Origin of the sequence: Sphingomonas sp. HF-S4 (genome assembly GCF_032911445.1) — a bacterium.
Taxonomy (GTDB): domain Bacteria; phylum Pseudomonadota; class Alphaproteobacteria; order Sphingomonadales; family Sphingomonadaceae; genus Sphingomonas; species Sphingomonas agrestis.
Genome location: NZ_JAWJEJ010000001.1, coordinates 3183612 through 3196957 on the forward strand (window position 1 = coordinate 3183612; position 13346 = coordinate 3196957).

Sequence of the window (13346 nt, forward strand, 5' to 3'; positions counted from 1 at the left end):
TTTCCGGTCACAACAGAATGGCTTCCACAAAAGGGAATGCGGTACTTGAGCTCCGGCCAGCGCGGTGAGAGCGGGAAGTCGTCAGTCTCGCGATTGAGCGGGAAACGCCCGGCGTGGCATCAAGAGCCAAGTACGCTCCGGCAATCCTGCTGGATTTAGTGGACGAGGCCCGCCGTCTTCAGAGCATCGATGGCGATCACGATGATGCGGTCGTCGAACAGCTTCAGCTTCCGCTCGGCCGATGCTTGGCCCCCTGGCCAGCTCGCCAGCGCAGCCCGGATCGGTTCGACATTCGCCTCGACACCCATCTGGCAGAGCCAGTCGACAGTCGCGAGCAACTCCATACCTAGTGGAGACTCGAACCCGTCGATAAGGTCGGAGGTCGCTTGCACAGCCGACCAATGGGTTTTCCCCTCCGTCTTCATGTACAAGGTGACAGCCTCACGGCGCGCTTCGTCGAACCGGATCGCTTCAAACGGACCCGCATCCGCCAGCCGCTTGTCGCTGTGCAGGTAACTTCCGTCCAGCCCGTTCAACATATGACGCATCTTCTCGGAGTAGGGGCCGTAGCGATTGGCCCCAAACTCGAATTCGAAGGGTGGCAGACCAAGCTTGCCGCTGAACCGCTCAAGGAAATATCCGAGCTTCTGTACTTCGAGCAGCGAGCATTCGATGCCCAAGATGGCGTATCGCCGCACCAGCTCCGCGATCGCCGCGCGCGCCGGCGTCAATTTCTCGACGCCGCTTCGCTTTGCGACATTTTGATATTGCCGGGTCGGCTCGTAGATCAGCACCGACACGGCATCGAGCTTGCCGAGCTTCTCGGCCATCAACGCGCGTACCTCATTCCAGTCGAGCCCACCATTGCCGGCACCGAGCGGCGGCAGTGCGATCGAGCGGACCTTATTCTCGGAAATGAACTGGAGAAGGTCTTCCAGCCCTTGCTCAATCCATTCGATCCGTGACGGATATCGCCAATGAGCCTTGGTGGGGAAGTTCACGATCCACTTCGGGCCGATAAAAGCGTCGCGGCGAGTTACGAACATTTTGCCGACATGCAGGCTCTTGGCGCGCGCGGCAGCCTCATACTCCTTGAAGTTCTCCGGGTATGCCTCTTTGAACATAAGCGCGACGCCCTTGCCCATCACGCCAACTGTGTTGACGGTGTTGACCAGCGCCTCAGCCTCGGCATCGAGGAGGTTTCCTTGCGTGAAGGTGATTGTCATAGGTACCAACTGTTCCGAGCGCGGACTTTGACATCGGCATGACGAGCGGCTGCGAGTTCCTCGACCCAGTCGCGCATGGCGGCATCATAGCAGACTATGCCAACAAGGGCATGCACGGGCACGTGCTTGTAGACCAGTGCCTCGGCCTGATATTTCTCGAATTTGTCGATGTCGTCTTTCCTGAAATCTCGTGCCTGCAACACAGGCCAGATAATCCAGTCCAGATCACCGAGGTCGTCGGAAAATTGCGCCGTCTTCAGATATGCGTGTCGATCGCTGAACACGAAATCGACGCTCTGCTTCCGCAGCGTCCTCAGAGATGAAACGAGGATGACGATGTCTCGCAGCGGCTTTTGAGGGACACCGTATCCCGTCTTGATGTTGTACAACATCGGCGAATAAGGCGTGAAGTAGAACGGTACGTAGTCGGCGAGCGTGCCGCCCGGGCCGCAAGGGACCTTCCGCGTCGTTCGCTTGTGAATTAGTTCCTGATTGCCGATTTCAACGTAGCGGGCTCCATCGGTCGTGCTTCGGCAATGACAGCCGTCGCTCAGCACCTTGCCGATATTATCTTTGTGAACGATCCGGAAGATGAGTGCCTTTTCGGGATTGAGTAGGTCGCTTGACATGCAGCACCGCTTAGCGCTGGCCCACCCGCGCCGCAACTGACGTGGCCGCCGCCACGCTGCGGCGGCATGAAGCGGCGCGTGTAGAGAAGAAGTCGGCATTGTGGTCATGACAGCCAGAGATGCCAGATCGCGATTGGGCCGGGGCCAGTGGTGCTACCGAGATAGGCGAAGTTCCGGGTGTGACGAGATCTGGCAAGGTCCGCACCATTTGAGCCGATCGGCTGCGGCATGTCTTCGATCGCGTATTTCGGCTTTTTCAGGCTCTTCGCCTTGGTCAGGAACGGGCTCAACACTCCGGTTGTCGTCGCTCCATCCCGAACGTACGCAAGCATGAACGCTTCGCCACAGCCCCAAGCGTATTCGCCGTCAATGAAGCGTTGGAGGCCCTTGGAACAATAGAGACCAATGGTCTTTTTGGCCGGTGCATCAATGATCTTTGCTTCTACGACTAGCGGGAAATTACGGTTCCGGTTCGTAAGCCAGAGCGAGAGATCGGGACGCTTTTCGATTCTCCCTCCCGAATAGCTCGGTGTCTCGGCTCCACGCGCCGCGCACAGCACCAGCTGCCCCCATAGAGGGTCGTCATCGATCATCGCGTTGAGTCTCGCTTGAAGGAGCGCCGTGACCTCCCCCTCGCTGCCGGACGTCAGTGTCTTCGGCGCCTGAGTCGCCACCGCCGCGAAGGCAATACGCAGGCGTTCGGCGATAATCTCGAGATGTACGCTTTGCAGCGCGGCGAGCGGCAAGGTGACGCCTCTCGTCAGCGCGTCAATCTGATCGGGCCGTGCGTGCAACGCCTGGCTCATCCCTCGACTCTGCCCTGCAGCAGGTCGAGATGGGACCAACCGATCCGCTGGGCGAGCAGTCTGGCCTGGGTTACGCTCCAATAGCGGCGCTGCGCAAGGCGCCCGATGCGCAGCCCCGAGGTTTGCCTCAAGAGTATCTCCGTCGCCGCTGCGTGATCGGCGACCTGCAACAGACCCTCCCAGCCGATGCTGGACTCTTCGTGATCATCGCCGACACTGATTTCCAATGCCTGCCATGGGGATGTCGCCGGCTGCGACACGGCGCGGACTTGGACCGACGTACCGAACCGGTCGGTCCAAGGACGTAATTCGCCGAGCAGGATGTCGCAAAAGAGTGACTGTTCATCGGTCGATGGCGGCCGCTCGGCCTCGCGCCGGTTCGTCGAAAATGGTAAGTTGAACTCGAGCGTGTCGGAGATCACCTGGAGGTCACGCTCGCTCAGCCCGTAAAGCTCGGCGACCCAGTCATCGACCGCGTCCCAGCTGCACAGCCCCGCGCTCAGGTCCGTGTAGAGAGCGCGGACTTCTTCTCGCTGCGTGGACGTAAGGTCACGATATTCAGGCAGTGGCACGTGATCGACGATGACCTTCTCGACGACCTCTCGCTCAAAGCCGAATTCGCCGCTCGTCACTAGCGCGAACCAGGTCACCAACCGGCTACCGAGCACTAGCGCCAGATAGTGGGTGAGCTCCGTCGCATCGGCGCAATCAGGCGGGCTATAGCCGTAGAAGGTCTCGTTGAAGATCGCGTCAGTCGTCGAGATGGCAACGCCTATCCTCCCCGAGCTGACCGGCGGAGACTTGTGGACGACAACCAGTGGGCCGTTGAACAGCTCGCGCGCGCGCAGCCGGTGGACCCGCTGATGCGAGAACGGCTTGAGCTGCTGCGCGTCGATCATAATCGGCGTGAACGTGCCCGCTGTTATTTCCGGCAGCCCGTGAAGCGATGAGGCGTCGTAACCAGGCAGTCCGTCGCCGCCGCGGACCGGCCTACTGCTCGGGCGTAGCCGCTGGTATCCATTGCCACTTCCTCGCAGATTTCGACCATCTACGAGGCCGAAAGTCTCGCGCCAGAATGTCTCCAGCGTCCTGTGACCCTGGCTGCGGATGCGCCGCAGAATACCGAGGTCGGCCTTGCTGCCGCGGAACAGGATTTTCAGCACCTCGGGTGTCTCGGCGAGCTCGTGGACGGAGACGATTTCCGCATTAATGGCGTCGACCCTCATCACGCCGCTGGCGTTAAGCGACCGTTCCACCCTCGGGCTGATGAGGCGGAAGCCCCCGCTCGACGATGGTAGGCGGTTGGTCGCGATCAGGAGGCAGAAAGGCGCCGCGATCTCTGGCCAGACCTTCGTCTGGCGCAAATCGGTACCATTAATGATCGAAGTGACATCAAGTGCTTGAAACAGCGCCAGCCGCGCCTCATCCATCCCATCACCCTGCTGAAAGAGCAGGCGGGCGTGAAGCGCGAAAGAAATCTGCCCACCGGGCTTCGCCCATTCCATCGCCCGCCAGACGAACGGGAGATCGAGGACTTCGTTGGGGACAGGGGCCGACCCGATGACCTCTCGCGATTTTGCGATCTGCGAGACGGTCGTGGTAACGAGGTTCCAATCGCGGAGGCCGGTGCCGCTCGACCAAGGGGGGTTACCCACGACGAGATCGTAGGCGCTGTTATGTTCGTTGCCGACGAGGGGGCCTAAACTGCCCAAGTCTCCGCCGATCCCCTCATGCGTGTTGAGCAGCCGCAGCACGGTTCCGCGCAACTCCTTAAACCGGAGTTTCTCTGCAGGGCGGGGATCGGGATCGAGTTCAATCGAGATCAGATACAGTCCGAGTTCCGCGAACCGCAGCGCGGCCTCGTCAATGTCGAACCCGCATACTTGATGATAAAGGATATTGCGCAGCGTCGCGGTATCCGGGCGCACGCCGGTCATTCGCCAATGCGCTGCGACCAGCTCTCGGAAAGCCGTCAGCAGGAAGACTCCAGCACCGGCCGCCGGGTCGAGGATTCGGGACGCACGCACCGGCTCCTGCCGGTTCAGCGCGCGAAACGAGGCGCGCACGAGCAGGTCGGCGATTGGACGCGGCGTATAGAAGCCGCCTTGACGGCGCTGCCGTGCCGGAGCGTGATTGCGCAGATAAAGCTCATAAGCTTGGCTGAGCACGCCGACGGGAATGTGCGCGAAATCAAGATTGTCCCAGCGCTCTTCCCAGCCGAGGAACAACTGATCGCCATTTGCTCGCCGCAGCACGTTACCAAGCACATGGCAGCTTGCCCTGTCCAAGCGTGCGAATAGACCTTCGCTGAGCGGAAGTAGGTCGCCGTTGAACGTGTCGTCGAGCCAAGTCGATGTAGCTTTGGCGCGGTCGGCATCATCGAAAAGGGAGGCGGCTGCGCTTGCCATCCTCGAGGGCAACAGACCTCGATCCGCCATGAAGCGCGTGAACAGGGCCCGTCCCACCAACGAAATCGCATCTTCATCCGCGATGCGGTGCTTCGAAATCAGGGTGTCTATCGAGCCCGTCAGAAGATTAAGGACGACGTCAGAGATCCAATCGGTCTTCTTCCGCTCGGCGTCGGGACGCTTATTGGCCAATTGCGCGAAGGTGGTGCCGCGGGCCTGCGTGGACGGGTCGAGTTCGACACGCGCTTGTTCCGGCGCCTTGCTGTCGAGTGCCAGATGATACACGAGCAGTTGGCCCGGTCCGACGAGGCCCACATAGGGCGCATCGCCGCGCATGGCGAGGAGGCGCCGGATGCGATGCAATTGCTCGTCATTTGCCACGTCGTCGGCATCGATGAGGAAGATCAGTGGGGCGTCCTGCCACTCGTAAACAGCCGCGATATTCGCCAGCACGTCATCACCTGCCGCGCGCGCCGAGAGCAACGTCGCATAAGGTAGCAAGCCAGGTCCATCGGCGTCGAACAAGCGCAGATCGTCGGCCTGCGCGCCGAACGGCAGGAGATTGTCGACAAGCGCGGGCCGGCCACCGGGGGAGCTCACTGGCGCAAGTCCATGCTGGTCTGGCGATCGCCCCCGAAATGCCCCCGGCGCGCACCGCCCCGTGGCTTCTTCATCGTCAGCGCCACCTTCGAAAGCACCTGCCGAAAGTCTCCGCCGAGCTCGCTCACACCGACCATCAGCACAACGATAAGTGCCAGATGCGAGGGCAGTTCGCCCGTGCGCGCATAGTTGGAGATCGAATTGGGATTCATCCCGATCAGCTCGGCGAACGCTCGCACGCTCAAGCCGATTTTCGACAGCTCTGCCATAAATTCTGCGTACGGCATGCTCGTCTGCTCACAGGATTTTATGTGCCATATCACATAGATTTATGTAGGTAAATGATAACGCGTAGGTCGCCTTCAACGCGAAGGCGCTGGTCCTGTGTCGCGCGGCATTGGTTAAGCGCTTCATCGGGCACACCAGCGTTCGGCTTCGACGGAGCCTCTCAATTCGAGCGGCTGCGTCGACGAACCTCCGATGTCGCTAATAGCGGCCAGTCCGAAAGTAGCCCATCGGCCCTAGCTGATCCTTCGGGCCGTCCTGCGCGAGATCCACCCACGCTCTTTGAGGCACTTCCTTGGTCCGGCCCGCGGCCTGACGCCATCAACCCGTAAAGGGTCCGCTTACGCTTCGCGTGCGGCCGCTTGGCTGCACCTGCGCGGTGATTGCGGCCGTGCGCCGAACACTTCGGGCGCCTGTCGAGCGGGGGCGGTCCCCGCTCCCGGACAGGAGCATCGAAATGCCGCTCATCCTCGCTCAGAAGAACGCCTGGAACCTCGCGCATACGCTCATGAAGATCGTCGTGGTATTCCGCACCGAAGGTCGCGATTTCGGCGTCGCCGAGGCAGAGGAATATGATGGCGATCCTGCATCGATCGTCCGCGAATATGATCCGTTCGCGCGCTGATCGCGCGCGGAGCAGCTTCGCCGCCGTGCGCCTCCGCGAGGGTCCGCCTTCTTGGATGATGAAGTGACCGGGCGGCGCGGATGTGACCAATATAGGCCCGGGTAGCACGGGTTCTCAGCTCAGATCGGGCATCACGCGGCGCAGCGCACTTGGCAATCTCACAGGCGACCTCGGCTAAACGTTGATGATGAAGCGGAACGCGGGGATCATTGGAGCGCACACTGGCGGCGCCTGCGGAGCCGCCAGAGGTCGCGCGCCTTGGTTTGCCGCGTCGCACACTCGCACGGCCGGGGGTCAGGTCGGCGGCTGGCCCACAGGCCCGCGCGCACGCCGCCCTGCCGGCCGGCCGTCGGCGAGAGTGCCTATTTGTTGGGCGCTGCACGGCGGCTGCCCGCCTGCGACGGTGAACATCGCCGATCGGACGCGCCCGGCGCTCCGCGATCGGCGGCGCACCGGGTTCGGGTCGGGATTCTGCCGGATGCATGCGCGTTCAAGCTGCGGCCGGTTCCCGCTTCCCGTTAGGGCGGCGGTGCCGGGAAGCGGATGCTGAGGGATCGGCAGACGCGAAGTTGACGCTGCTTTCGGCGGTTGTAGCCCGCGTCCCGGGTCCGGTGCCGGGATCGATGAGGCAGCGCATCTCCCATGGCGATATCCGGATGCGGCGTGCCCGGCATGGCGCTGATCGGTCAGGTCGCCTGAGCACCTCTTTGCCTTCATGCTGATCCTTTCGCCGGTCCGTCCTTTGATCCGAGCCGCGCGGGGTCTCGGTACATGGCGGTCTGGCCGGATGACGGCTGCGCCTCGAATGCCTTGCCGCAACTGCTGCCTTCGAACTTTCTTCCCCTGGGCTGGCGCCCATTCCTCGCGAGGCAAGAAACTCCGCTTCGCAGTCCTCCGCTTTGCTGCGGGCTGACGCTGCGGCGGCATCGCAACCGGCCGTTCGACGCCATCGAGACCGCATCGGGCGGCTCGAGAAATCGAAGGATAGGAACATGGCGAACATCGGCAGCTTCAAGAAGGTCGGCGAGGAATTCCAGGGCTCGATCGTGACTCTCAGCGTCCAGGCCAAGGGCGTCCGGATCGTTCCGGAAGACAATCGCCCGAACGAGAATGCGCCCACCCACCGGGTCTATGTCGGCCGCGCGGAGATCGGCGCCGCCTGGGCCAAGACCTCCGCCGAGCAGCGCGACTATCTCGCGGTCAAGCTCGACGATCCCAGCTTCACCGCTCCCATTTACGCCAACCTCTTCGCCGACGAAGGCGGCGACACCCACAGCCTGATCTGGTCGCGCCCGCGCCGCGCCAGCAACGACTGATCCGAACCAAGGCGCCCCGCCGACCGGCGGGGCGCCTTTCGCATGCTCTGTCCGATCGGCTCCGCTGTCCCCTCGCGCGCGCAAGGGTGCGGCGAGTTCGGGTCTTCGAGGCTGCCCCGCGGTTGGCGAGCCTCGCGCCGGGAATTGTCCCGGTCCGGAGCGCTTACCGTCGCCATCTGCCCGCCTTTACCGGCGCAATCCGCCGGCGTCGCGAAGCACGATCGCGCCGATTTCGCGCAGGAGTTCCTGCGGCGGAATGCGGCCTATCGCGCCGGCTGGGCACGGCTGGGCGCGGCGGGGGCGAATGCGGGAGTGCGCGACGACGCGCGCCGCTGGGGCCTCTGCACGTTGTTCGATCCCGCGCGTTCGGCGCGCGCGGCCCCTGCGATCTGGCGCGCGGAGGCGGCCTCGCAAATCGTCTCGCTCGCGCCGGCGCCGCACCTTTCAGATGCCGCGCCGCTTCCTGATATGCGGCCCTGCGCGGAATTCGGCGACGACCATGCGCGCAACATTGTCGTCGATCGCGACGGCGTGCGTCATCGTTTGCGCCTGTTGGCGCCCGAGCCGGACGCGCGCTTGGCGATCCTCCTGCCGCCGCTCGGCGATGCGCTTCGCGCCGCTGCGTGCGATGCGGCACGGCGGATGATCGCAGGCCTGGCGGTTGCCGAGCCCGCCTCGGCGCTTCGCCCAAGCGTGCTTCAGCGCCAGCGATTGGCGCTGCTCCTGCGCGTCCTCGACGCATCGCTCGCGGGTGCCGGCAATCGCGAGATCGGCACTGGGATCGTCTATCCTTGGCTGGCGGGAACCGACGCGACCGCATGGAAGTCGACAGGCGAGCGGCGGCGCGTCCAGCGCCTGCTCGCCGAGGCCCGGCATCTCGCCGCCGGCGGCTATCGCGGCCTGCTCAAACCCTGAGGGCGACATAATCGGGGGACCGGGTTCGGCCGCTCCCTTGGCCCCGCCTGCGACCGCCATTGCAGGCCCGTGATTGGAACGGGCCCGCCGCGCTTGCCGGGCCATCGCCCGGAGAGCCTCGATGACCGCCGAACCCGCCCAGCGACTGCTGCGCACACCCGATGCCGCACTGCTGCTCGGCCTCTCCGCGCGCACGCTCGAGAAGCATCGCTGCTATGGCACCGGCCCCGTCTACCGCAAGCTCGGCGCGCGGGTCGTCTATGCCGTCGAGGATCTGGTCAGCTGGGCCGAGCAGGGCGTTCGCCGCTCGACTTCGGATCGCGGTGTGGGAACCGTCCATCCGGCCAAGCCAATCGATCCCGCCTTGCTCGAGCGCAAAGGCGCGGTGCGGCGATGAGCGGCGGTTCCGGCCTTGCTGCTGCGCGCGGCGTTGTCCCCGCACCGGTACAACGCTCTCCCGCGACGGGGACAACCACGGTCGAGCTGACCTGGATCGAGCAGGCGACCGAGCGCTGGATTCGCTTCGGAACGCCGATCCTCGACCAGGTTCTGGATCGTCGGCGCCGCCTGCTCACCTTCGCGCCGAACAGCGTGTTCGCCTTCGTGCGCTGGGCTTCGAACGATTACGGCACGACGCTGTCGCGGCTCGACATCGTGCGCGCCGTCGGTCCCGACGAGGGCTATTCGACGCTGCCCTGCGTCACCCCCGGCGGCGAGTTGCTGCTGCATCTTGGCGGCTGGCCGCGCGTGCGCGCCGGCCTCGCGACGATCGATGCCGTCGAGGATCTCGGCATCGATCCAGCCGCTGTGTCGCACGATTATTGGCGCCATGCGCACAACCGCCTGATCGCCGGCCATCGCCCCCGCGCCTATTCGCGCGACCGGCATCGCGCCTGGCTGCTGCGCCGGGAACTCGGCGCATGAAACGCTTCACGATCCTCGTCGCCGGCTATTGCGCCATTGGCGCCGTCGTCGCGCCGGCCCTGGTCCGTCCCGCGCCGCGACTCGTCTGGAATGCGAGCGCCAGCGTGCCGATTGGGCTCTACGCGGCGCGCTCGCCGGACGGCATGCGCCGGGGCGACCTTGTCGCCGCGCATGCGCCCGCGGCGGTCGCACGGCTGATGGCGGAACGGGGCTATTTGCCGCTCCGCGTGCCCATGCTGAAGCACGTCGCGGCGACGGCGGGACAGACGGTCTGCCGATCCGGCGCGCGCGTCTCGATCGACGGGACGCCGGTCGCGGAGGCGCGCTCGCAGGACCGGATCGGCCGCCCTTTGCCCGTCTGGTCCGGCTGCTGGACGCTGCTGGGCGGCGAGGTACTGCTCCTTAATTCTGCATCCGCCGACAGCTTCGACGGGCGCTATTTCGGGCCGGTTCCCGCCCGCTCGATCACCGCGATCCTGACGCCTTTGTGGCTCCCCGGCACCGCCGGCGAAGCGCCCGAAGCTGCGCGGACCAGCGGGCAACCCGCTCCCAATCCGGAGACGAAAGGACCTTCGAGATGATCAAGATCGGTGAATTTCATGTGCGCGGCGACGGCTTTTCCGGGCGGCTGGTGACGCTTGGAATCGATGTGGCATTGACCCTCGTTCCCGCGGCGCCGAGCGAGAGCAGGAACGCGCCCGACTACCGGGTGCATGCCGACGAGGATGCCGACGGACCAGAGGTCGGCGCGGCATGGAAGCGCACCGGCGAACGCGCCGGCGCCTATGTTGCGGTCGTCATCGACGACCCGCAATTCCCGCGTCCGATCCGTGCCAATCTCTTCCGCCCGGGCACCGAGGGACAGCCGCATCTGCTCTTCTGGCAACGCCCCCAGCGCCGCCGCGACAGCAGCGAAGCGTGATGCGGCGCACGCTGGCCTGCGGATTCGCGCTCGCCTGCGCGGTCGCCGCGGGCGGATTCGCACGCGACGCGTCTGCGCAGTCCCGGCCGCTCGCTGCGCACTGCGGGCCGGCCATTACGCTCGCCGATGCGATCGCGCGCGCCTCCGCCCGCTTCGCGATTTCCCAAGGCCTGATCCACTCGGTGATCGCCGCCGAAAGCAACTTCATGGTGCGCGCGGTGTCGCCCAAAGGCGCGATGGGGCTGATGCAATTGATGCCGGGCACCTGGGCGGAACTGCGCCTTCGCTATGCGCTGGGCGCCGACCCTTTCGATCCTTGCGACAACATCACCGCCGGCACCGCTTATCTCCGCGAACTGCTCGATCGCTACGGCGATCCGGGCTTCCTTGCCGCCTATAATGCAGGTCCCGGCCGCTACGAAGCGTATCTCCGGGGCGCGCGGCGGCTGCCGGCAGAGACGCTCGCCTATGTCGCCAGACTGTCCTCGGCGCCGCTCGGCGACGTGGCCGTTCAATCGCCGGTTGCACCCGATCCCGATGCGTGGATGCGCGGCGACTTGTTCGTGGGGCGTGTCGAGTCGGCGTCCGAGCCCGTGGGCCACGCGCCATCAGCACCGCCAGCCGCGCCGAATGAAAAGAGCGAAGCGCGACCATCGCGATCGCCGGCGGACGCGATCTTCGTGGCCCGGACCGGCGCTCGGCAATGACCTGGCTTCGCGCGTCATTGCCCTGGCGCCTGGGTCCTCCGATCGGGGCGGATCGGCAGGCTTGGGAAGGAAAGAGGCGATGGCGAGATAAAAGCGCCGCCGTCGGTCGGCGGGCAAATGGTTGTGGCGATTGGCGAATTTGCGCCGTCGCCGTAGGTGCCCTGCCGTCGCTCTCCCGAATTTCCCCAACGATTTCAACACATCCGGCGCTGGCTCCCACCTGCGGAGCGGGTTGGTGACCCGGGACGATGACTCGTTCCGCGTCCGGCCTGGCAAGCCCCGGAGCCGCGGCTCGGGCAAGCTCCGGGCGCAGAGCCTTGCGGCCCAGGTCCGGCGCGCCGCAGCACGTGCCGGCTTCGCACGGCGCAGTCCGAGAGGCGGCTGCGGCACTGGGTGGCTTGGCCGCGGTCGTGCGGCGGCGCTGACCGGGCGGCGCCCGTCCGCTTCGCGGCGCGTCGTGATCAAGGCCCGGATCGTGCGCCATCACGGCGCCCGCTTCCGCGCCGCGCCGCTCGCCCGCCACATCGCCTATCTCGAGCGCGACGGCGTCACCCGCGACGGGCGCGACGCCTCGCTGTTCGATGCGCGTTCGGATCAGGCTGACGGCAATGCGTTTGCGACACGCTGCGGCGATGACCGCCATCACTTCCGCTTCATCGTCTCGCCCGAAGATGGCGCCGAGCTCGCCGATCTTCGGGCGTTCACGCGCGAGCTGATGGACGACGCCGCGCGTGACCTCGGCACGCGTCTTGACTGGCTCGCGGCCGATCATTGGAATACCGACAATCCGCATGTCCATGTCCTGGTCCGCGGCGTCGCGGCCGACGGGGCCGATCTGGTGATCGATCGCGGCTACATAGCGCACGGGCTCCGCGATCGCGCCGAGGCTCGTGCCACCCTCGAACTGGGTCCGCGCTCGGCGCGCGAGATCGACCAGTCGCTTGCGCGCGAGGTCGAGGCCGAGCGATGGACCAGTCTCGACCGCGGTCTCGTCGCACGCGCCGACCACGATGGCGCGGTCGACCTGCGGCACCAGGGAGTTGCCGCGCCCGGCCGGCGCGACCTGCTGCTGACCGGCCGCGCGCAGACGCTCGAGCGGCTCGGGCTGGCGACGCCCGCCGGTCCGGCGCGCTGGATCCTCAGGCCCGCGCTGGAACAGACCCTCCGCGAGCTCGGTGATCGTGGCGACATCATCAGGACGATCCACCGCGCGATGCGCGACGCCGGCCACGCCATCCAGGAAAGCGGGCTGGCGATCCACGGTTCGCACGCATCCGAGCCGGTCGTCGGCCGCCTTGTCGCGCGCGGGCTGCACGACGAACTCGCCGGCACTGCTTATGCCATCGTCGACGGGATCGATGGCCGCCACCATCATCTCCGCTTCGCCGACCTCGAACTGACCGGCGACGCGAGCCCTGGCGCGATCGTCGAGCTGCGGCGATGGCGGGACGCGCGCGGCGCCGACCGATCGGTGCTTGCGGTGCGGAGCGATCTGCCGCTGGATCGACAGGTTCGGGCACGCGGCGCCACCTGGCTCGACCGGCAAATGCTCGGCGGGCCGTCCGGCCTCGCCGATCAGGGATTCGGCGGCGAGGTTCGCGACGCAATCGCCGCCCGCAAGGAGCATCTGATCGGTCAGGGGCTCGCCACCCGCCGGGCCGGGCGCATCGTCCTCGCGCCCAACCTCATCGAGACCCTCCGCTCGGCAGACCTGCGCGAAGCGGCGGCGCGCATCGCCGAGCGGACCGGGCTCGTCGCCCATGAGGCGCAGCCGGGATCGCGGATCGCCGGCACCTATCGCGAGCGGGTGACACTCGCCTCCGGCCGGTTCGCGATGATCGACGACGGGCTCGGCTTCCAGCTCGTGCCCTGGCGGCCGGCACTCGATCGCCAGCTCGGGAGCACGGTCGCCGGCACGCTGACCCCCGGCGGCATGGACTGGACCATCGGCCGCAGCCGCGGCCTGGGCATTTAGGAGAGCCC

14 protein-coding genes are annotated in these 13346 nt (G+C 65.8%); 9 read left to right on the forward strand and 5 right to left on the reverse strand.

Going from position 1 to position 13346, the window contains the following annotated elements:
* Nucleotides 1-155: 155 nt before the first annotated feature.
* The 5 genes from darG to RZN05_RS14580 form a co-directional block, all read right to left on the reverse strand.
* Nucleotides 156-1226 (reverse strand): type II toxin-antitoxin system antitoxin DNA ADP-ribosyl glycohydrolase DarG, encoded by a 1071-nt coding sequence (gene darG, locus RZN05_RS14560; RefSeq protein ID WP_136943382.1) that lies wholly within the window; start codon nt 1224-1226, stop codon nt 156-158.
* Nucleotides 1223-1855: a type II toxin-antitoxin system toxin DNA ADP-ribosyl transferase DarT gene (darT, locus tag RZN05_RS14565; RefSeq protein ID WP_136943383.1), complete on the reverse strand. Its 633-nt coding sequence runs from the start codon at nt 1853-1855 to the stop codon at nt 1223-1225. Before darT ends, darG begins: the two co-directional genes overlap by 4 nt.
* 104 nt (nt 1856-1959) lie before the next feature.
* On the reverse strand, nt 1960-2661 hold the full coding sequence (locus tag RZN05_RS14570; RefSeq protein ID WP_317227320.1) for a hypothetical protein: 702 nt from the start codon (nt 2659-2661) through the stop codon (nt 1960-1962).
* Entirely contained in the window at nt 2658-5669 is a 3012-nt protein-coding gene (locus RZN05_RS14575) for an HsdM family class I SAM-dependent methyltransferase (RefSeq protein ID WP_249276577.1), read from the reverse strand. The genes RZN05_RS14570 and RZN05_RS14575 overlap by 4 nt, the downstream gene beginning before the upstream one ends.
* Nucleotides 5666-5938 (reverse strand): XRE family transcriptional regulator, encoded by a 273-nt coding sequence (locus RZN05_RS14580; protein WP_249276578.1) that lies wholly within the window; start codon nt 5936-5938, stop codon nt 5666-5668. The genes RZN05_RS14575 and RZN05_RS14580 overlap by 4 nt, the downstream gene beginning before the upstream one ends.
* 473 nt (nt 5939-6411) lie before the next feature.
* Between RZN05_RS14580 and RZN05_RS14585 the strand changes: the two genes are divergently transcribed.
* The 9 genes from RZN05_RS14585 (at nt 6412) to RZN05_RS14625 (ending at nt 13338) form a co-directional block, all read left to right on the forward strand.
* The gene (locus RZN05_RS14585; protein WP_169542600.1) at nt 6412-6579 is read left to right on the forward strand and encodes a hypothetical protein; all 168 of its coding nucleotides are present in this window, start codon (nt 6412-6414) and stop codon (nt 6577-6579) included.
* A gap of 992 nt (nt 6580-7571) precedes the next feature.
* The gene (locus RZN05_RS14590) at nt 7572-7895 is read left to right on the forward strand and encodes a DUF736 domain-containing protein (RefSeq protein ID WP_136943385.1); all 324 of its coding nucleotides are present in this window, start codon (nt 7572-7574) and stop codon (nt 7893-7895) included.
* Nucleotides 7896-8039: 144 nt separating this feature from the next.
* Nucleotides 8040-8810, forward strand: a complete 771-nt coding sequence (locus tag RZN05_RS14595; protein ID WP_317227321.1) for a DNA -binding domain-containing protein — start codon at nt 8040-8042, stop codon at nt 8808-8810.
* A gap of 121 nt (nt 8811-8931) precedes the next feature.
* Nucleotides 8932-9207, forward strand: a complete 276-nt coding sequence (locus RZN05_RS14600) for a helix-turn-helix transcriptional regulator (protein WP_136943387.1) — start codon at nt 8932-8934, stop codon at nt 9205-9207.
* Nucleotides 9204-9734 carry a DUF2840 domain-containing protein gene (locus RZN05_RS14605; RefSeq protein ID WP_136943388.1) on the forward strand — a complete coding sequence of 177 codons (531 nt, stop codon included), beginning with the start codon at nt 9204-9206 and terminating at the stop codon, nt 9732-9734. Before RZN05_RS14600 ends, RZN05_RS14605 begins: the two co-directional genes overlap by 4 nt.
* On the forward strand, nt 9731-10315 hold the full coding sequence (locus RZN05_RS14610) for a S26 family signal peptidase (RefSeq protein WP_136943389.1): 585 nt from the start codon (nt 9731-9733) through the stop codon (nt 10313-10315). The genes RZN05_RS14605 and RZN05_RS14610 overlap by 4 nt, the downstream gene beginning before the upstream one ends.
* Entirely contained in the window at nt 10312-10656 is a 345-nt protein-coding gene (locus tag RZN05_RS14615; RefSeq protein WP_136943390.1) for a DUF736 domain-containing protein, read from the forward strand. Before RZN05_RS14610 ends, RZN05_RS14615 begins: the two co-directional genes overlap by 4 nt.
* Complete coding sequence (locus RZN05_RS14620) at nt 10656-11363, forward strand: lytic transglycosylase domain-containing protein (RefSeq protein WP_136943391.1); 708 nt, start codon at nt 10656-10658, stop codon at nt 11361-11363. Before RZN05_RS14615 ends, RZN05_RS14620 begins: the two co-directional genes overlap by 1 nt.
* Before the next feature lie 235 nt (nt 11364-11598).
* A complete protein-coding gene (locus RZN05_RS14625; protein ID WP_317227322.1) occupies nt 11599-13338 on the forward strand; it encodes a relaxase/mobilization nuclease domain-containing protein in 1740 nt (579 codons plus the stop codon).
* Nucleotides 13339-13346: the final 8 nt, after the last annotated feature.

Bases quoted from the DNA above. Each gene is read 5' to 3' on its own strand.
- darG (WP_136943382.1), bottom strand. From the start codon at position 1,226: ATGACAATCACCTTCACGCAAGGAAACCTCCTCGATGCCGAGGCTGAG.
- darT (WP_136943383.1), bottom strand. From the start codon at position 1,855: ATGTCAAGCGACCTACTCAATCCCGAAAAGGCACTCATCTTCCGGATC.
- RZN05_RS14570 (WP_317227320.1), bottom strand. From the start codon at position 2,661: ATGAGCCAGGCGTTGCACGCACGGCCCGATCAGATTGACGCGCTGACG.
- RZN05_RS14580 (WP_249276578.1), bottom strand. From the start codon at position 5,938: ATGGCAGAGCTGTCGAAAATCGGCTTGAGCGTGCGAGCGTTCGCCGAG.
- RZN05_RS14585 (WP_169542600.1), top strand. From the start codon at position 6,412: ATGCCGCTCATCCTCGCTCAGAAGAACGCCTGGAACCTCGCGCATACG.
- RZN05_RS14590 (WP_136943385.1), top strand. From the start codon at position 7,572: ATGGCGAACATCGGCAGCTTCAAGAAGGTCGGCGAGGAATTCCAGGGC.
- RZN05_RS14600 (WP_136943387.1), top strand. From the start codon at position 8,932: ATGACCGCCGAACCCGCCCAGCGACTGCTGCGCACACCCGATGCCGCA.
- RZN05_RS14605 (WP_136943388.1), top strand. From the start codon at position 9,204: ATGAGCGGCGGTTCCGGCCTTGCTGCTGCGCGCGGCGTTGTCCCCGCA.
- RZN05_RS14610 (WP_136943389.1), top strand. From the start codon at position 9,731: ATGAAACGCTTCACGATCCTCGTCGCCGGCTATTGCGCCATTGGCGCC.
- RZN05_RS14615 (WP_136943390.1), top strand. From the start codon at position 10,312: ATGATCAAGATCGGTGAATTTCATGTGCGCGGCGACGGCTTTTCCGGG.
- RZN05_RS14620 (WP_136943391.1), top strand. From the start codon at position 10,656: ATGCGGCGCACGCTGGCCTGCGGATTCGCGCTCGCCTGCGCGGTCGCC.